Annotated in this window: 18 protein-coding genes and 1 riboswitch; of the genes, 13 read left to right on the forward strand and 5 right to left on the reverse strand. The window is 67.0% G+C overall.

Translation table 11 applies throughout. The features are described from left to right. Window positions 1-102: 102 nt before the first annotated feature. Together tsf and AB7F41_RS01755 are read right to left on the reverse strand one after the other, a co-directional pair. Window positions 103-1,029 carry a translation elongation factor Ts gene (gene tsf, locus AB7F41_RS01750; RefSeq protein ID WP_428383004.1) on the reverse strand — a complete coding sequence of 309 codons (927 nt, stop codon included), beginning with the start codon at window positions 1,027-1,029 and terminating at the stop codon, window positions 103-105. Between the two features lie 88 nt (window positions 1,030-1,117). Then, window positions 1,118-2,152, reverse strand: a complete 1,035-nt coding sequence (locus AB7F41_RS01755) for a 30S ribosomal protein S2 (protein WP_428406420.1) — start codon at window positions 2,150-2,152, stop codon at window positions 1,118-1,120. Window positions 2,153-2,483: 331 nt separating this feature from the next. On the opposite strand from AB7F41_RS01755, the gene AB7F41_RS01760 reads away from it, so the two are divergent. Beyond that, the gene (locus tag AB7F41_RS01760) at window positions 2,484-2,765 is read left to right on the forward strand and encodes a hypothetical protein (RefSeq protein WP_428406421.1); all 282 of its coding nucleotides are present in this window, start codon (window positions 2,484-2,486) and stop codon (window positions 2,763-2,765) included. Between the two features lie 158 nt (window positions 2,766-2,923). On the opposite strand, the gene AB7F41_RS01765 is transcribed toward AB7F41_RS01760, so the two are convergent. The 3 genes from AB7F41_RS01765 to cobO form a co-directional block, all read right to left on the reverse strand. Further along, window positions 2,924-3,850 carry a DMT family transporter gene (locus AB7F41_RS01765; RefSeq protein ID WP_428384451.1) on the reverse strand — a complete coding sequence of 309 codons (927 nt, stop codon included), beginning with the start codon at window positions 3,848-3,850 and terminating at the stop codon, window positions 2,924-2,926. Beyond that, window positions 3,847-4,890, reverse strand: a complete 1,044-nt coding sequence (locus tag AB7F41_RS01770; protein ID WP_428384453.1) for a sterol desaturase family protein — start codon at window positions 4,888-4,890, stop codon at window positions 3,847-3,849. Before AB7F41_RS01770 ends, AB7F41_RS01765 begins: the two co-directional genes overlap by 4 nt. 181 nt (window positions 4,891-5,071) lie before the next feature. Continuing rightward, window positions 5,072-5,692, reverse strand: a complete 621-nt coding sequence (cobO, locus tag AB7F41_RS01775; protein ID WP_428384504.1) for a cob(I)yrinic acid a,c-diamide adenosyltransferase — start codon at window positions 5,690-5,692, stop codon at window positions 5,072-5,074. A 48-nt stretch (window positions 5,693-5,740) separates the two neighbouring features. Then, window positions 5,741-5,936: riboswitch (cobalamin riboswitch) on the forward strand. Window positions 5,937-5,987: 51 nt separating this feature from the next. Between cobO and AB7F41_RS01780 the strand changes: the two genes are divergently transcribed. From AB7F41_RS01780 to AB7F41_RS01835, 12 genes are read left to right on the forward strand one after another with little or no spacing between them, the layout of a single operon-like run. Continuing rightward, window positions 5,988-6,173: a CbtB domain-containing protein gene (locus AB7F41_RS01780; RefSeq protein ID WP_428384455.1), complete on the forward strand. Its 186-nt coding sequence runs from the start codon at window positions 5,988-5,990 to the stop codon at window positions 6,171-6,173. 12 nt (window positions 6,174-6,185) lie between these two features. Beyond that, window positions 6,186-6,848, forward strand: coding sequence for a CbtA family protein (locus AB7F41_RS01785; RefSeq protein WP_428384456.1), 663 nt, complete (start codon window positions 6,186-6,188; stop codon window positions 6,846-6,848). Beyond that, window positions 6,845-7,879: a cobalamin biosynthesis protein CobW gene (gene cobW / locus AB7F41_RS01790; RefSeq protein ID WP_428384458.1), complete on the forward strand. Its 1,035-nt coding sequence runs from the start codon at window positions 6,845-6,847 to the stop codon at window positions 7,877-7,879. The genes AB7F41_RS01785 and cobW overlap by 4 nt, the downstream gene beginning before the upstream one ends. A 6-nt stretch (window positions 7,880-7,885) precedes the next feature. Further along, window positions 7,886-11,191 carry a cobaltochelatase subunit CobN gene (cobN, locus tag AB7F41_RS01795; protein ID WP_428384460.1) on the forward strand — a complete coding sequence of 1,102 codons (3,306 nt, stop codon included), beginning with the start codon at window positions 7,886-7,888 and terminating at the stop codon, window positions 11,189-11,191. Beyond that, on the forward strand, window positions 11,175-12,455 hold the full coding sequence (gene cobG / locus AB7F41_RS01800; protein WP_428384462.1) for a precorrin-3B synthase: 1,281 nt from the start codon (window positions 11,175-11,177) through the stop codon (window positions 12,453-12,455). The genes cobN and cobG overlap by 17 nt, the downstream gene beginning before the upstream one ends. Then, entirely contained in the window at window positions 12,452-13,084 is a 633-nt protein-coding gene (locus AB7F41_RS01805; RefSeq protein ID WP_428384464.1) for a precorrin-8X methylmutase, read from the forward strand. Before cobG ends, AB7F41_RS01805 begins: the two co-directional genes overlap by 4 nt. After that, a complete protein-coding gene (locus tag AB7F41_RS01810; protein WP_428384466.1) occupies window positions 13,081-13,845 on the forward strand; it encodes a precorrin-2 C(20)-methyltransferase in 765 nt (254 codons plus the stop codon). Before AB7F41_RS01805 ends, AB7F41_RS01810 begins: the two co-directional genes overlap by 4 nt. Then, window positions 13,842-14,594, forward strand: coding sequence for a precorrin-3B C(17)-methyltransferase (gene cobJ / locus AB7F41_RS01815; RefSeq protein WP_428384467.1), 753 nt, complete (start codon window positions 13,842-13,844; stop codon window positions 14,592-14,594). Before AB7F41_RS01810 ends, cobJ begins: the two co-directional genes overlap by 4 nt. After that, on the forward strand, window positions 14,591-15,793 hold the full coding sequence (cbiE, locus tag AB7F41_RS01820; protein ID WP_428384469.1) for a precorrin-6y C5,15-methyltransferase (decarboxylating) subunit CbiE: 1,203 nt from the start codon (window positions 14,591-14,593) through the stop codon (window positions 15,791-15,793). The genes cobJ and cbiE overlap by 4 nt, the downstream gene beginning before the upstream one ends. Then, window positions 15,772-16,188, forward strand: a complete 417-nt coding sequence (locus AB7F41_RS01825; protein ID WP_428384471.1) for a cobalamin biosynthesis protein — start codon at window positions 15,772-15,774, stop codon at window positions 16,186-16,188. Before cbiE ends, AB7F41_RS01825 begins: the two co-directional genes overlap by 22 nt. Beyond that, window positions 16,185-16,949 carry a precorrin-4 C(11)-methyltransferase gene (gene cobM / locus AB7F41_RS01830; protein WP_428384473.1) on the forward strand — a complete coding sequence of 255 codons (765 nt, stop codon included), beginning with the start codon at window positions 16,185-16,187 and terminating at the stop codon, window positions 16,947-16,949. The genes AB7F41_RS01825 and cobM overlap by 4 nt, the downstream gene beginning before the upstream one ends. Beyond that, window positions 16,946-18,244, forward strand: coding sequence for a cobyrinate a,c-diamide synthase (locus tag AB7F41_RS01835; RefSeq protein WP_428406422.1), 1,299 nt, complete (start codon window positions 16,946-16,948; stop codon window positions 18,242-18,244). Before cobM ends, AB7F41_RS01835 begins: the two co-directional genes overlap by 4 nt. Window positions 18,245-18,322 lie beyond the last annotated feature (78 nt).

The raw sequence follows: 18,322 nt of genomic DNA on the forward strand, positions 1-18,322 counted from the left end.
TCCATCTCTGAAGGCGCACAGGCAGAGATTGCATCAAAGAAAAAAAGGCCGCCGCAGGTTCTTGCCTGGGCGGCCCTCCATGTTTCCCTATGCGTACTTTCCTTACCCCTTCGCGGCCGCAGCCACTTCCGCGGCGAAGTCGCTGGTCTGCTTCTCGATGCCTTCGCCGAGCGCGTAACGCGCGAAGCCCTTGATGGCGATCGGCGCGCCGGCCTTGCCTTCGAGCTCCTTGAGCGCCTGCGCGACGGTCTTGCCGCCGTGATCCGGATGGTTCGACACCTGATCGAGCATGCAGACCTCCTTGGCGTAGGTCTTGAGTCCCGAATCGATGATCTTCTGCAGCACGTTCTCCGGCTTGCCGGCGTTCTTCTCGGCCAGCAGCTTCTTCTCGCGCTCGACCGTCGCCGGATCGAGGCCCGAGGCGTCGAGCGCCAGCGGATTGGCCGATGCGACATGCATGGCGAGCTGACGCGCGAGCGCCGACAGCACCTCCTTGTCGCCCTTCGATTCGAGCGCCACGATCACGGCGATCTTGCCCTGGCCGTCGACGACCTGCGAATGCACGTAGCGGCCGACCACGCCATCGTCGACGCCGAGCGCGGCGGCGCGGCGCAGCGTCAGGTTCTCGCCGATGCTCGCAATGGCGTTGGTGATCGCCTCGCTCACCGTTCCGCCGCCGGGATAGGCTTCCTTGCCGAGCGCCTCGACGTCGGTCTTGCCGCTCTTCAAGGCGACCTCCCCGATGTTTTTCACGAGCGTCTGGAAGTCGGCGTTGCGGGCGACAAAGTCCGTCTCCGAATTCACCTCGACGACGACGCCCTTGTTGTCCGCGACGAGCGCGGCGACGAGGCCCTCGGCGGCGACGCGGTCGGCCTTTTTGGCGGCCTTCGAGAGGCCCTTCTTGCGCAACCAGTCGACCGCCGCTTCAAAATCGCCCTCCGTCTGGGTGAGCGCCGCCTTGCAATCCATCATGCCCGCGCCGGTGCTCTCGCGCAGTTCCTTCACAAGGGCGGCGGTGATCGTAGCCATGGTCGAAATTCCTTCTCAAGGGGGCATGCGACGACGCCGGCCCACAGGGCCGGCGCGCGCGTCTTAAACGTTGAACTTGACGGATCGATCAGGCGGCGAGCAGCGCCTTCGCCTGATCAACCCAGCCGTCACGCGCAATGCGGCCGTTCAGCTTCAACTCGGAGTCGAGCTTCTCGACGTCCGTCGCCGCCATCGCGGCGATCTGCCAATAGTGGTAGACGCCGGCGTCGTTCAGCTTCTTGACGAGCTGCGGTCCGACGCCATGCAGCTTGGCGAGATCGTCCGGCGCGCCGCGCGGCGCGGACAACAGTTCAAAGGCCTCGCTCGGCGCTTCCAGCTCGGCGCTGGCGGTTTCAACGGCGCCCGGGGCGGCGGCGAGCGCCGGTTCGAGCGCCGGCGATTCGTCTGCGCCGATGTCCATCCCCATCGCGCCCTGGCTGCGCGAAATGCCGTCGATCGCTGCGCGCGCCATGAGGTCGCAATAGAGCGCGATGGCGCGGCCGGCGTCGTCATTGCCCGGAATCGGATGGGTCACGCCGTCCGGATCGCAATTGGTGTCGAGCACGGCGACGACCGGGATCTTGAGGCGATTCGCCTCCTTGATCGCGAGCTGCTCCTTATTGGTGTCGATCACGAAGATCAGATCCGGCGTGCCGCCCATATCCTTGATGCCGCCGAGCGCTTTTTCGAGCTTGTCGCGCTCGCGGGTCAGCAGCAGCCGCTCTTTCTTGGTGACGCCGGAAGCGCCGGCCGAAAGCTGCTCGTCGAGCTTGCGCAGGCGGTTGATCGATCCGGAGATCGTCTTCCAGTTGGTGAGCGTGCCGCCCAGCCAGCGCGAGTTGATGTAATATTGCGCGCTGCGCTTGGCGGCGTCGGCGATCTGCTCCTGCGCCTGGCGCTTGGTGCCGACGAACAGCACGCGTCCGCCTTTGGAGACGGTGTCGGAAACGGTCTTCAGCGCCTGATGCAGCAGCGGCACCGTCTGCGCGAGATCGATAATGTGGATGTTGTTGCGGGCGCCGAAAATATAAGGCGCCATCTTCGGGTTCCAGCGATGCGCCTGATGGCCGAAGTGTGCGCCGGCCTCGAGCAGGCCGCGCATGGTGAAATCAGGAAGCGCCATGTGTCATTTCTCCGGTTGAGCCTCGGCGAAAGAAGAAGAGGCCGGAGAACCGGCCACCGGAAGCGACGTCTTGAGGCAGACGCCGCGTAACCCTCGCCTGTGGAATGGCGCGCTTATAGGCGATGCGCCCACGCCGGGCAAGAGTTGCGGGCGCCGGCGGCGCGCCGCCGCTTCGGCCGCCGCAAACCGCGCTGACGCCGTCTTTCTCGACGGACCCTGAGAGGGACGAATGGGTTAAAGATTTTTGCACGATCCGCGACCTCTTGTCGCACATTAACTAATTGTATTTATTTATATAATTTACTTTTTTGCGCGACGTTTAAGGCGCCGCATGAGCAGATTGCCAACGGCTCGGAAACAAGCTAGGCTCCTCCTCGATGCGGCAAGCATTCACGTAAAATCAAAAACAGGGGGAAAACGCATGGCCGTTAACGTTCACAGCTCTGGCGATGTCGGCAAGATGCTGCTTTGGATCGCCGCCTTCGTCGCTTTCATCATTGTCGCTCTGACCTGGGTTCCGGACTGGATCTCTCCTGAGGGAACCAACGGCACGGGCAACCGCAACGGCATCGAAGGCAGCGGCACCGGCGCCACTGCTCGCATGATTCAGTAATACCCCTGCCGAACGACTTGCCGGGCGCGCAAGCTCCCGGCCTTGTCTTTTCGGGAGGACGGTCCGCCCGACCACGGCGCGGATCATTTCGGAGCCGACGTTCTCGACCCGATCGAGCGTCGGCTTCCGCTTTTTTGAACGGTTAATTTCTTGAGCGGCTAACGCGCTCTGCTCAACATTTGCGACAGCCAGCTTCGATATTGCGCCGGCCAAATGTTTTGCAGGATCGGCCCGGCCTCGACCAAGACGACGCTGATCAAAATCAGAACGCCGCCGGTGATCGCCGCTCCGGTGAGCCGCTCGTCGAGCAGAATCACGCCGGACAAGGCGGCGAACACGCTCTCCAGCGACATGATGAGCGCGGCTTCCGCGGCCGGCGTATATTTGAGCGCCACGATTTGAATCGTGAAGGCGACGCCGCCGGAACACAGCCCCGCATAGAGGATCGACGGCATCGCCGAAACAACGCCCTCTTGCGAAATCGGTTCGAAGGCGAACCCTAAAATCGCGCCGAGCGCGCCGATCACGCCAAACTGCGCAAAGGCTAGAAAATACGGCCGATCGGCGCGACGCAGGAAGGTCGGCGTGAGGCTGATGCCGGCGGCCCATGCGATATCCGCGATCAAGACGAGCGCGTCGCCCGACGTCCAGCTCTGAAGCGCGCCGTCGGTCAGCAGCCAGGCGCCGACGATGGACACGACGGCGGCGACGAGAACGATCTGCCGCGGCCGCACGCCGGTCTGCGCAAAGACGAACACTGGAACGAGGACGACGTAAAGCGCCGTGAGGAACCCGCCATTCGTCGCCGTCGTCGTGGCGAGGCCGGTCTGCTGCAAAGCGGCGGCGACGAAAACGCACAGACCGATCAGGCCGACGAGCGCCAGATCGCCTCTGTTCAGCGGCGATGCGCTCCGACCCTGTTCGTATAGCGCGAGCGGCGCCAGCGCGGCGCAGGAGAGCAGAAACCGGATGCCGACGAAGCTGATCGGCCCCACGAGGTCGCCAATGTTTTTTTGAGCGATGAAGGCGGCACCCCAGATGAACGCCGCCAGCACAAGCAGCAGATCGGCGCGAATGCGGCTCATGATATGCTTGTGCTCTTGGATCCCTGACGGCGCTGCTCCATTCGCTCCATCGCCGCGCTCCAGACCTGGGCTGGCGCGCGCCAGAGCGCCAGAGCGGCTTTCGCGATCGGCGTCGCCAATATGCCGACCACCGAATGCGGATCCGCGCCTTCTTCCTCGACGCCGTATTTGAGACGCGGATTGTTGGTCGTGGGGATCTCGAGCGATCCGAACATCCAGTCCCAGACGGCGAGCACGCTGCCGAAGTTGCGATTGAAATGGCTGGGGTCCGTCGAATGATGGATCTGGTGATGCGCGGGGCTCAAGACGATGTGTCCCAAAACGCCGCGGAACGGAATCCAGAACTGCGAATGCTGCAGATGTCCGATCGTCCAAAGGAAGAGGAGGAACAGGATGTTCTTCCCGTCGACGGTGAAGGATTCCGTGGTTCGTCCAAAGAGCCAGGCCAGCACGCCGGAGGCGGAGCCGATGAACAGCGCGAGCATGTAGCCGAAGATGATGTTGTCGATCGGATGATTGCGAAAGTTCGTCACCGGGGTCAGCGCTTCGGCGGTGTGATGCACCTTGTGGAACTCCCACAGAAACGCGATCCGATGCTTCAGATAGTGATCGACCCAATAGCCGATCTCATAGGCGAGAAAGAGCGCGATCGTGGAGAAGATCTTGATCGACAGGTGACAGCAGGCGACCGGCGCATTCTCGCCAAACGCATTGCGCAATGCGCCGCTCACGACCGTCGCAACCGCGTTCGACGATATGACGAGCGCGCCCACGACCACCGGCATGAGCACGACGCTCAGCGCGAACAATTTGACGTCCGCCCCGAAGGATGGGGTGAGCAGGATTCTCTTGTCGAAGATCGCGCGGGCGATGGCCCGGAGATTGACGCGTCCCCGGCGCATCTTGCGTCGATAGGCGAGCGCGCAGACGGCGATCACAAACGTCGTCGCCAGCGAATAGACGGAGAAAATCGAGCCCGCCGAAAACAGTTCGCCGGAGACCTGCGCAGCGGAAAAGCGAAGCGCGCCATAAATATCCATCGAGCGTTTTGATCCAGTCGATGATGCGTTCGGCCAAGTCCGGCGCGCATCAAGATTGCCATGCGCCTGCAGCGCTTCATGTCGTCGGCGCGCGTCTCCATTGATCACGCAACTGTCTGCCTTCAAAGCGTATTCTCTACGCAAGCCGCTGCCAAGAGCGCCCTGCGCGCAGCTTTTGAGGCTAGAATTCAATCCCTTCCTGCGCTTTGACCCCCGCCGCGAAGTGATGCTTGACCAATGTCATTTCGGTGACGAGATCGGCCGCCGCGATAAGCTCCGGCTTGGCATTGCGTCCGGTGACGACGACGTTGAGATCGTCGCGGCGCGCGGCGAGCGCCTCCAGCACCTCGTCGAGCGGCAAATGCTCGTAGCGCAGGGAAATGTTCAGCTCGTCGAGCACGAGCAAGCGAACCTCGGGATCGTCCATCAGTTCGCGCGCTTTCTCCCAGGCGCGCCGCGCCGCCGCCTCGTCGCGGGCGCGATCCTGCGTCTCCCAGGTGAAGCCTTCGCCGAGCGTGTGCCACGAGACCTGGCCGGACTCCTGGCCAAGCTTTTCGAGCATGTTGCGCTCGCCGGTGCGCCACTGGCCTTTGCCGAACTGCACGACGCCGATCTTCCAGCCGTGGCCGAGCGCGCGCAGCGCCAGCCCGAAGGCCGCGGTCGACTTGCCCTTGCCGGCGCCGGTGTGGACGATCAGCAGCCCCTTGCGGGCGACGGTCTTACCGGCGACCTCGGCGTCCTGAACCGCCTTGCGCTTCTCCATCCTGAGACGGTGCCGCCGCGCCTCGTCGTCTTCGTTCATCCCGGTCACGCGCCCTCCTCTGGCGGTTTGACGGAAGCATGAGCCGCGCATATGACTAGCGGGGACGGTCCTTCGCAAGAAGTGAAAAGGGAACGCGGCGCGGGCGTTTGGCCCCTATCCGCGGCTGCCCCCGCAACTGTAGCCGGCAAGGCCCGCGCCATCCGCCACTGAGCCCGATGCTTGGGAAGGCGGCGCGGTCCGACGAGCCGGGAGCCAGGAGACCTGCCGTCTTGGCGATCGCTTCCGATCGCCGCACGCATCGCATCGCCGCCGGTGGGGCGGCAGGGAGACTGAGATGAACGCCAAGTCAGCCGCCAACGCCGCCGCTCTCGCTTCTTCCAGATTAGAAGCGCTGAGAGCCGCCGCCGTTGCGCTCATTCTCGGCTTTGGACTCGTTTGGCTTGCGGGCTTCGCCTATCCCGAAAGCGTCCACGACGCGGCGCATGACACGCGCCACGCGCTCTCCTTCCCCTGCCACTAGGCCGCGACGCGCTTGATCGCGCGCGTTCTGACGACCGGCCTGATCGCCGGCCTTGTCGCCGGGCTTGCGGTCGCGGCCCTGCAGCACTTCACCACGACGCCGCTCATCCTCGCCGCCGAGGTCTATGAGGCGGCGCAGCATGCGCATGACGGCGCCGAGGCGGGCCCGGCCTTCTCCGGCCTGAGCCGTACGGCGGCAACCAGCGTCGCGACGATCGCCGTCTCGATCGGCTATGCGCTCATCCTGCTCGCCGGGATGCTCCTCGCCGGCGACGCCATCGCGCCGCGCCGCGCCGCCCTGTGGGGCGCCTGCGCCTTCGCCGCGACGGGACTCGCGACCGCTCTCGGCCTCGCCCCGCAACTTCCCGGCATGGCGGAAACCGAACTCGCCGCGCGCCAGATCTGGTGGCTCGCGACGGCGCTTTCGACCGGCGCCGGACTTTTCGCACTGTTGCGGCGCGACTCGGCGGCGGCGAAGATCGCAGGAATCGCACTGATCCTCGCGCCGCAATTCTTCGCGCCGACGCCCGCGACGCCGGAGAGCACGGCGCCGGCGGAACTCGCCGCGCGCTTCGCGGCCTCGTCGCTCGCCATTCAGGCGATCAGCTGGGCGCTCGCCGGCGCGCTCGTCGGCCTCGTCTGGCGGCTCGTATCGCGCGAAAGCGAGGCGTCATGAGCGGCGCCAAGATTCCCGCAACGATCGTCACCGGCTTTCTCGGCGCAGGAAAGACGACGCTGATCCGCCACGTGCTCGAAAATGCCAGGGACCGACGTCTCGCGCTCGTCATCAACGAGTTTGGCGACGTCGGTGTCGACGGCGAAATCCTGCGCGCCTGCGGCGTCGACAACTGCCCCGAAGAGAACATCGTCGAACTCGCCAACGGCTGTCTGTGCTGCACCGTCGCCGACGATTTCGTTCCGGCGATCGAGGCGCTGCTCGCGCATGAGAAGCGTCCCGACCATATCATCATCGAAACCTCGGGACTCGCTCTGCCGAAGCCGCTCGTCAAGGCGTTCGACTGGCCGGCGATCCGCTCGAAGCTGACCGTCGACGGCGTCATCGCGGTCATCGACGGCAAGGCGGTGGCGGAGGGCCGTTTCGCCGACGATCTCGACGCGATCGCGCAGGAGCGCGAAGACGCGCGGACGATCGACCACGACAATCCGCTTGAGGAAGTGTTCGAAGATCAGCTCGCCTGCGCCGATCTTGTCATCCTCAACAAGACCGATCTGCTTGACGCCGCCGAAGAGCGCGACGTCGCCGATCGTCTGACGCAAGGCGCGCGTCAGGCCGCGAAACTCGTGCGCGCCAGCGGCGGGCGAGTCGATCCGCTCGTGCTGCTCGGCCTTTCCGCGGCGGCCGAGGACGATCTCGCCAGCCGTCCGTCGCATCACGACGCCGAGTCCGACCATGATCACGACGACTTCGACAGTTTCGTCGTGACGCTGCCGGCCGTCGACGATCCGACCGCGCTGGTTGCGCGACTCGCCGAGGCGGCGCGCATTCACGATGTGCTGCGCATCAAGGGATTCGTCGAAGTCGCCGGCAAGCCGATGCGCCTTCTCGTGCAGGGCGTCGGCGCGCGCATCGAGCATCATTTCGATCGCGCATGGCGGCCCGACGAGCATCGCATGAGCCGGATCGTGGTCATCGGCGAAAAGGGCCTCGATCGCGACGGCGTGATCGCCACGCTGGCGCAGCCGTGAATCGCCATGCATCTCCTCCCGCGCGATCTCCATAGTCTCGACGACGCCGGCGCAGCCGTCGACCTTGAGCAATCGCCTGCGGACATCGTGTTCCTCTCTTTCTCGGATTCGGAGCTGCGCCTGATCGCGCGGCTGTATGAGCAAAGCGGCGCAGCGTTCACGAGCCTGCGTTGCGCATCGCTTGCGCAGTTGAAGCACCCCTATTCCGTCGATCTCTATCTCGACGCCGTGGCGCGCCATGCGCGGCTGATCGTCGTGCGGCTGCTCGGCGGCAAGGATTACTGGGCCTATGGCGTCGAGCAGCTCGAGGCGCTCGCGCGCGCCAATCGTATCGCGCTCGCGATCACGCCCGGGGACGCGCATGACGACGCGCGCCTGAAACAGGCGTCGACGCTCGACGCGGAGACGCTCGATCGAATCTGGCGGTTCTTCCAGGACGGCGGCCCGGATAACTTGCGTTCGTTCCTCGGCTACGCCGCGACTCTCGCGGGTCATCCGGCTCAGTGGCGCGAAAGCGTTCCCGTCGCCAACGCCGGGCGCGCTGCTGCGGCCTGCCGCGCCGGCGGCGCGCTGCGGGCGACGATCGTCTTCTATCGCGCCATGTTCCTCGCCGATGACGTCGCGCCGATCGTCGCGCTCGCCGACGCGCTGGCTCAGCGCGGGTTCGCGGTTGAGGCGATCTATGTCGCGAGCCTGAAAGACGCGGAGAGCGAAGCCTTCATTGCGCAAACGCTCGAGACTTTCGCGCCCGACGTCATCCTCAACGCTACGGCCTTTTCGGCGCGCCGCGACGCGGGCAGCATCCTCGATCTTGCCGATGCGCCGGTGCTGCAGGTCGCGCTCGCAACCTCCTCGCGCGACGCGTGGGCCGCTTCGACGCGCGGCGCGAACGGCGCCGACCTAGCGATGAATGTCGTTCTGCCGGAAGTCGACGGACGCATCTTCACGCGCGCGATTTCCTTCAAGGAGTCGGCGCCGCTGCGTCTTGCGGCGGAATTCAGCGAGACGCGCCATGCGCCGGAGCCGTCGCGCATCGACTTCGTCGCCGACCTCGCATTGAACTGGGCGCGGCTGCGGCGCAAGGCGAACAAGGAAAAAAGCCTCGCGCTGATTCTCTCCGACTATCCTGCGCGCCGCGGCCGCGGCGGCTACGCCATCGGCCTCGACGCCGAAGCGAGCGTCCATGAGATCGTCGCCGCGCTGATCGACGCGGGATATGATCTTGGCGCAGATGATGCCTGCCCCCCGGGGGAGAAGCTGATCCGCGCCCTCGAAGACGCCGCACAAACGATCGACGTCCCGCTCGACGACTACCGAGACTGGCTCGGCGCGCTTCCATCTGATTTCATCGCGAGCGTCAACGACGCATGGGGCGCGCCGATGGATGATCCCGCCGTCGTCGGCGAGGCGTTCCGCTTCTCCTGCTTGGACGCCGGCAAGCTCGTCATCGCATTGCAGCCCGATCGCGGCGCGCGCGCCGAGCGCTACGAGACCTACCACGACATCCAGCGCGCGCCGCGCCACGCTTATGTCGCCTTCTATCTCTGGCTGCGGCATGTGCGAAAGATCGACGCGCTGATTCATCTCGGCGCGCATGGCACGCTCGAATGGCTTCCCGGCAAATCCGTCATGCTGTCCGAGTCCTGCGCGCCGGAGGCCGCGCTCGGACCGACGCCGCTGATCTATCCGTTCATCGTCAACGATCCCGGCGAAGCCGCGCAGGCGAAGCGGCGCGCCTGCGCCGTGACCATCGGCCATCTGACGCCCCCGCTCGGCGACGCCGATCTGTTCGACGCGGCGGCGAAGATCGAAACGCTGCTCGATGAATATGCGACCGCGAGTGCGCTCGACGCGCGCCGCGCGCAACTCATCGCCGGCGCGATCATCGACGAAGCCGAGCGCAGCGGCCTTGCCGCCGAATGCAGCGTGTCGCGCGAGATGGCCGTCTCCGAGACATTGACGCGGCTCGACGCCTGGATGTGCGATCTGAAGGAAATGCGCATCGGCGACGGGCTGCATGTCTTCGGCCGAACGGATCACGATCCCGTGCGCGACGCCTGCGCGCGCGCCGAACGCGAGGCGCTCGTCGCCGCGCTGTCAGGCCGCTTTATCGAGCCCGGCCCGGCCGGCGCGCCGTCGCGCGGACGCGCCGACGTTTTGCCGACCGGCCGCAATCTCTTCTGCATCGATCCGCGCCATGCGCCGACGCAGACGGCGTACGACATCGGCCGGCGCGCCGCCGCCGAAGTGATGACGCGGCACGCGCAGCAGCATGGCGAATTCCCGCGCCACATCATGCTCGATCTCTGGGGCAGCGCGACCATCCGCACCGGCGGCGAGGATTTCGCGCAGGCGCTCGCCCTTCTCGGCGTCGCGCCACGCTGGGACGCGGCAAGCGCGCGCGTCATCGGCTTCGAAATTCTGCCGCAAGCGCGGATCGATGTTCCACGGGTCGACGTGACGCTGCAGGTCTCCGGACTGTTTCGCGACATGTTCGCAAATCTCATCGCGCTGTTCGACGACGCCGTGCGCGCCGTCGCCGCGCTCGATGAAGACGCCGTGTTCAATCCGCTGACGACGGCCGACGATCTGCGGCGCGTCTTCGGCGCCGCCGACGGAACATACGGCCTCGGCGTGAGCGACCGCACGCTTCGCGGCGATTGGTCAACCCGCGCGGATCTCGCGCGCGCCTATCTTTCCGCCGCCGGCCACGCCTATGATCGCGCCGGCGCAAGCGCGGAGGCGATGGCGGCGTTCAGCGCGCGCGTCGCCGACGCCGACGCGCATGTGCATGTTCAGGACATGGCGGAGGTCGACGTTCTGATCGGACCCGCGTTCGCCGATTATGAGGGCGGCTTCGCCGCCGCCAATCGGATGCTGGGCGGCGACGCGGACCTCCTGCATCTCGACGCGACCCGGCCGGAGCGATTGCGCGCGCGCGCGCTTAAAGACGAAATCGCGCGCGTTCTGCGCATGCGGCTCGCGCATCCGCGATGGCTGCGCGGCCAGATGCGCCACGGCCACCGGGGCGCCGGCGAAATCGCCGAAACGATCGATAATTTCTACGCTTTCGCCGCGACAAGCGGCCTCATCGGCGACGCGCAATTCGATCTCGCTTTTGACGCGACCTTGGGCGATGATGCGGTCCGCGATTTTCTCGCGGCGGAAAATCCCCGCGCGCTGGAGGCGGTCGCGCGCGTTTTTAGCGAAGCGCTCGCGCGCGGCTTGTGGAAAACGCAACGCAACAGCGTGCGCGACGCGTTAAGCGATATCGAACGCCAGGAGGGAGGGCGTTTTGCAGCCGAGGCCTGAAATCAAAGGCTGGTGTCCGGGCGCCTTCGCGCCGATGCCGAGCGGCGACGGCCTGCTGATCCGCGCCAAAGCGATCGGCTCACACATGAGCGTCGCGCAGGCGCGCGGCATCGCAAGGATCGCGGATGACTGCGGCAATGGGTTGATCGACCTGTCGCAGCGCGCGCAACTGCAATTGCGCGGGATCAGCGAAGCGACGATCGCCGAAGCCCTGCGCCGGCTCGCTGCGATCGGCATGCTGGCGCCCAATGCGGACGCCGAGCGCGTCACGAGCGTCATCGCCTCGCCCCTCGCCGGCCTCGCGTCCGGCGCCTTCGACGCCAACGCCATGGCGGCGGAGCTCGCCGCCGAATTGCGGCGCGACGCCGCGTTGCGCGCGCTGCCGCCGAAATTTCTGTTCCTTCTGGACGATGGCGGGCCGCTATCGCTGTCCGACGTCGAGGCGGACATCCGAATAGAAGCGTCGGCCGACGGACAAGTCGCGATCCGCATCGCGGACATTTCCGAACGCGCGATCGTCGTCGACGCCGACGACGCGCGCGATGTCGCGCTGCGTTTGGCGCGCGCTTTCGTTGAACTCCGCGGCCGCCATGCAAATCAATTCAAGCGCATGCGCAACCTCATCGAGGCGCTTGGCGCCGAGACGCTGACGCGCGTGGCGGCACTGGCGATGCGCGTCTTCCGGGACGCGCGCGAGCCTGCGCGGCGCGCGCAGATTTTCGGCGCGCAACGCTTCGGCGACGTCGCTTATGCAGGCGTCGGCGCGCCCTTCGGCCGTTGGCGCGCGAACGAACTCGCCGCCGTCGCGGATTTGGCGCGAAGCGAGGGAACGGGCGAGTTGCGTCTGACGCCGTGGCGCGCCCTGCTGATCGTGACGCCCGGCGACGCGGCTGCGCGCAGCATCGTGTCGCGCGCAGAAGCTTACGATCTCATTACCTCGGCCGATGACAAGCGTCTCGCGGTCATCGCCTGTCCCGGCGCGCCGGAATGTCCGCAGGCGGTCGCTGAAACGCGCGCGCATGTCCTCGATCTGGCGCCGCTCGCGCAACAGATCTGCGGCGCCGACGGCGTCGGACTGCATCTTTCCGGCTGCGCGAAAGGCTGCGCGCGGCAGAGCGCCTCGCCGATCACGCTGCTCGCCAGCGCCGAAGGATTTGACCTCATCGAGAATGGCGGCGCCGACGGCGCGCCGAGTCTCAGGTCGCTGTCGTTCGAGGCGGTGATGCGCGAACTTTCCGCGCGTACGGGCGGACGGCCGCAATGACCTCCCGCTTCGACTATATCCACGCGGGCACGCAAATTTACGAGCGCTCGTTTGCGACCATTCGCGCCGAGTCCAATCTCTCGCGGTTCACGCCCGAGCAGGAAAAGATCGCGGTGCGCATGATCCACGCCTGCGGCATGGTGGAGCTCGCGGACGACATCGTCTTCTCGCCCGAGTTCGTGACGGCGGCGCGCGAGGCGCTGCAGAAAGGCGCGCCGATCCTGTGCGACTCGAACATGGTCGCGCATGGCGTCACGCGTTCGCGCCTGCCGGCGGAAAATCAGGTCGTCTGCACGCTGCTCGAACCGAATGTGCCGGCGCTCGCCGCGGAGATCGGCAACACGCGCAGCGCCGCGGCGCTCGAGTTGTGGCGCAATCGGTTGGAAGGCGCCGTGGTCGCCATCGGCAATGCGCCGACGGCGCTCTTTCGCCTGCTCGAGATGATCGACGAAGGCGCGCCGGCGCCCGCCGCGGTCATCGGCATGCCGGTCGGCTTCGTCGGCGCGGCCGAATCGAAGGAAGCGCTGCGCGCATACGGCCGCGTTCCCTTCGTCGTCGTGCGCGGCCGCAAGGGCGGCAGCGCCATGGCCGCCGCCGCGATCAATGCGCTTGCGAGCGAGCAGGAATGAACGCGCTCGCATCGACATCGCATGACGGCGTCGCCGCGCTGGGGACGCTGATCGGCGTCGGACTCGGTCCCGGCGATCCCGAACTCGTGACCGTCAAGGCCGCGCGCCTCATCGGCGCGGCGAAAGTCGTCGCGTTTTTCGCCAAGCGCGGACGCGCGAGCCATGCGCGCGCCATCGCCGCCGCCTACTTGGCGCCAGGCTGCGAAGAGATGGCGCTGCATTATCCGGTGACGACGGAGATCCCCTTCGCGCAGCCGGAATATGTCGCGTCGCTGCAGCGATTCTATGAAGATTGCGTCGCGCGCATTCGCGCCGTGCTCGAAGCCGGCCGCGACGTGACGCTGCTCTGCGAAGGCGATCCGCTGCTTTACGGCTCCTTCATGCATATGTTCGCGCGGCTCGACTCGCGCTTCCGCATCGAGATCTGCGCCGGAGTCTCCGGCATGTCGGGCTGTTTCGCCGCGGCGCGTCAGCCGATGGCCTGGGGCGACGACATTCTCACCGTTTTGCCGGCGACGCTCGACGAGGAGAGCCTGACGTCGCGTCTGGCCGCGACCGACGCGGCCGTGGTGATGAAGCTCGGCGGCAATTTCGCCAAGCTGCGGCGCGCGATGACCCGCGCCGGCGTCATCGATCGCGCGATCTATGTCGAACGCGGCGCCATGCCGGGCGAAAAGATCATGCGCTTCGCCGACAAGCGCGACGACGACGCGCCCTATTTCTCGATGGCGCTGGTGCCGGGACGAGGCCGACGCCCTTGAGCGGCGCGCTCGACATCGTCGGCCTCGGTCCGGCCGACGCGCGCTGGCTGACTCACGAGGCGCAGGCGGCGCTCGACGAGGCGCAGGACGTCATCGGCTATGCGCCCTATGTCGCGCGCGTTCCGGAGCGCGCAGGGCAAACCCGGCTGACAAGCGACAACCGCGTCGAAATCGACCGCGCGCAGGAGGCGCTCGCGCGCGCCGCGCAGGGCCGCCGCGTGGCCGTGGTCTCAGGCGGCGACCCGGGCGTTTTCGCCATGGCGGCGGCGGTTTTCGAGGCGGTCGACGGCGGGCCGCGCGAATGGCGCGATCTCGACATTCGCGTGCTCCCCGGCGTTTCGGCGATGCAGGCGGCGGCGGCGCGGCTCGGCGCCCCGCTCGGCCACGACTTCTGCGCGATTTCGCTGTCCGACAATCTCAAGCCGTGGGACGTGATCGCCAAGCGCCTCGAACATGCGGCGCAAGGCGACTTCGTGATCGCGCTTTACAATCCCGCGTCGCGCGCTAGACCGACGCGCATCGATGACGCCTTCGCGCTGCTGCGTCGGCATCTTCCAGGCGGAACCTTCGTCGGTCTCGCGAAATCCGTCGGACGCGAGAATGAAGAGATCATTCTGACGCGTCTCGACGAGGCCCGGGGCGACAAGGTCGACATGTCGACGCTCGTCGTGATCGGCGCCAGCGGCACGCGCCGCATCGCCCGCGCGGGCGCCCGCGACTGGGTCTATACGTCGCGGAAGGCGACATGAGCGCGCCATGGCTGTCGCTGATCGGTCTCGGCGAGGACGGCGCCGAAGCGCTGACGCCGGCGGCGCGCGCGCGCGTCGCGCAAGCCTCGCTGATCGTCGGCGGCGCGCGCCATCTCGCCATGATCAACGCGCCGTCCGAGCGCCTGCCTTGGCCTTCGCCGCTCGCCGACGCATTGCCGCGCATCCTCGCCCAGCGCGGCAAGCCGACGGTGGTTCTCGCCTCGGGCGATCCGTTCTTCTACGGCGTCGGCGATCTCATCGCGCGCCATGTCGCGCCTGACGAGATTTTCTGCCTTCCGGCGCCATCGGCGTTTTCGCTCGCGGCGGCGCGGCTCAAATGGAGCCAGCAGGATTGCGCGCTGCTTTCGCTGCACGGCCGCGCCTTCGAGCGCGTGACGCCGCATCTGCAGCCGCGCGCACGGATCATCGCGCTCTCCTGGGACGAGACGACGCCTGCGCGCCTCGCGCGCCATCTCGTCGCGCGCGGCATGGACGCGTCGCGCCTCCATGTGCTCGAGCGCCTCGGCGGTCCGCATGAACGCATACGCGCGTCGCGCGCCGACGCATTCGCGCTTGACGACATTGCGCCGCTCAACGTGGTCGCCGTCGAGGTGGACGCCGATGGCGCGGCGAACATCATTCCGCTGGCGCCGGGCCTGCCCGACGACTGGTTCGAGCATGACGGGCAGCTCACCAAGCGCGACATCCGCGCCATCACGCTGTCGGCGCTCGCGCCGCGCAAGGGCGAATTGTTATGGGATGTCGGCGCCGGCGCCGGCTCCATCGCCATTGAATGGATGTTGAGCGATCCTTCAAACCGCGCGATCGCGATCGAGCGCGACGCGGCGCGGGCGGCGCGTATTGCGCGTAACGCGCTGTCGCTCGGCGTTCCGGACCTGCGCGTGGTCAACGGCGAAGCGCCGCAGGCGCTCGCCGAACTCGAAACGCCGCAGGCGATCTTCATCGGCGGCGGCGCCGATGAAACGACGCTCGCCGCCGCCTGGAGCGCCCTGCCCCGCTTCGGACGCATCGTCGTCAACGCCGTCACGATCGAGACTCAGGGGCTCCTCGCCGCGGCCTATCGCGACAAGGGCGGCGAGCTGCTGCATCTGCAGATGGCGCATGCGCGCCCGATCGGCCGCTTTCATGCGCTCGATCCGGCGATGGCGGTGCTCCAGTGGCGCGCGACAAAGAGATGAAGGCGGCCTACGCCTTCGGCCTCGGCGCCAGACGCGGCGTCGCCGCGCAGGACGTCGTCGAGCTCGTGCGCCGGGTCGCGCAGACGCATGACGTCGACCTGCGCGAGGCGAAGCTGTGCGCGCTCGAAAGCAAGGCCGAGGAAGCCGGGCTGCATGAAGCGGCGCGCCAACTTGGCGTCGAACTCGTCTTTCTGCCGCTCGCCGAACTGCGCGCCCGCAAGGGTCCGGCGGCGACGCATTCGCCGCGCGTGCAGGCGATGTTTGGGGTAGGAAGCGTCTCCGAGGCCGCCGCGCTCGTCGGCGCCGGCCCGAACAGCCGCCTCGTCGCGCCGCGCGTGACGACGCCGGTCGCCGCCTGCGCTCTAGCGAAGCGCGGCGAAGAGGATGGTTCATGACCGTGCATTTCATCGGCGCCGGTCCCGGCGCCGCCGATCTCCTCACCTTGCGCGGGCGCGATCTCATCGCGCGATGTCCGGTATGTCTCTACGCCGGCTCGCTGGTGCCGGCGGGCGTGCTGGCGCATTGTCCGGCAGGCGCGCGCATCGTCGACACGGCGCCGTTGTCGCTCGACGCCATCGTCGCCGAGATGAAAGAGGCGCATGACGCCGGCCTTGACGTCGCGCGGCTGCATTCCGGCGATCTCTCGATCTGGAGCGCGACGGGCGAGCAGATGCGCCGCCTCGACGCGCTGCGCATCCCCTACACGATGACGCCCGGCGTACCCGCCTTCGCGGCGGCGAGCGCGGCGTTGAAGCGCGAACTCACCCTGCCCGAAGTCGCGCAATCGCTGGTGCTGACGCGCACCTCGGGGCGCGCCTCGTCGATGCCCGAGAGCGAAAAGCTCGCGACATTCGCGCAATCGGGCGCGACGCTCGCGATCCATCTCTCGATCCATGTCCTCGCGCGGGTCGTGGAAGAGCTGACGCCGTTTTACGGCGCCGGCTGCCCCGTCGCTCTCGTCTATCGCGCCTCATGGCCGGACGAGCGCATCGTGCGCGGCACGCTGGCCGATATCGAAGCGCGCGCGGCGGAGACGCCGATGGAGCGCACCGCGCTCATTCTCGTCGGCCCTGCGCTTGCAAGCGAAGATTTTCGCGAGAGCGCGCTCTACGACGCCGGCTATGATCGGCGCTTCCGGCCGAGCGGCGAAAGATGAGCGCGCCCGGCGTGCTGATCGGCGCGGCGCGATCCTCATCGGGCAAGACGACGCTGACGCTCGGCCTGATGCGCGCGCTGACGCGGCGCGGTCTGCGCGTCGCGCCCGTCAAATGCGGGCCAGACTATATCGACCCCGCCTTTCACGCGGCGGCGACCGGCCGCGCCGGAGTCAATCTCGATTCCTGGGCGATGGACGCCGATGTGATCGCGGCGCTCGCCGCGCACGCGGGCGCGGGCGCGGACCTCATGATCGCCGAAGGCGCGATGGGTCTGTTCGACGGCGCGCCCGGCGGCGCGGCCGGCGTCGGGGCCAACGCCGACATCGCCGCCATGCTCGGCTGGCCGGTCGTTCTCATCCATGACGTTTCCGGGCAGGCGCAGACGGCGGCGGCCATCGTCCGCGGGATCACCGCCCATGACGCGCGCGTGACATTGGCCGGCGTGGTCATGAACCGGGTCGCCTCCGAACGTCATCGCCGACTGGCCGGCGAAGCGATCGAGGCGCTGGGCGTCAAAATGTTCGGCGCGCTGCCGCGCGACGAGACGATTGCGCTGCCCGAACGCCATCTCGGCCTGGTGCAGGCCGGCGAAACGCCGGAGCTCGACGCGCGTCTCGACGCCCTCGCCGATTTCATAGAGGCGCATGTGGATGTGGAGGCGATTGTCGCTTGCGCGACGAGCGGTGAAACCGGCAATCTCATTCCCAACGCTTCGCCCCCCGCTCAGCGGATCGCGATCGCCCGTGACGACGCCTTTTCCTTTTTCTATCCGCATCTCGCGCAGAGTTGGCGCGACGCCGGCGCGGAACTCAGCTTCTTCTCCCCGCTCGCCGACGAAGCGCCGCCTGAAGATTGCGGCCTCTGCTGGCTGCCCGGGGGCTATCCGGAACTGCACGCCGGCCGGCTCTCAGCGGCGCAAGGCTTCATAAAGGGGTTGCGAAGATTCGCTAAGGGGCGGTGGATCCACGGCGAATGCGGCGGCTACATGGCGCTTGGCCGCACGCTGATCGACGCAACGGGCGAGGCGCATGAGATGGCGGGCCTGCTCGAACTGGAAACGAGCTTCGCGAAACGAAAACTGCATCTCGGCTATCGCAGCGCAAGATTGGCGACCGATCATCCGCTGGGCGCCGCCGGATCCCGCCTGCGGGGGCACGATTTTCACTACGCGACCTTTCTGCGCGAAACAGGCGATCCATTCGCGATCGCGAAGGACGCCTATAGCGACGATGAGCATCCGGCCGGATTGTCGAACGACGGCGTTTCCGGCTCTTTTTTCCACCTGATGGCATAAAAAAGGGCCGCCGGACGAACCAGCGGCCCAAGTCAAGGGAGGAAACGCCCAAGGAGGGCTACGAAGCGAGACAACTCT

The sequence above is a fragment of the Methylocystis sp. genome (genome assembly GCF_050251305.1).
Taxonomy (GTDB): domain Bacteria; phylum Pseudomonadota; class Alphaproteobacteria; order Rhizobiales; family Beijerinckiaceae; genus Methylocystis.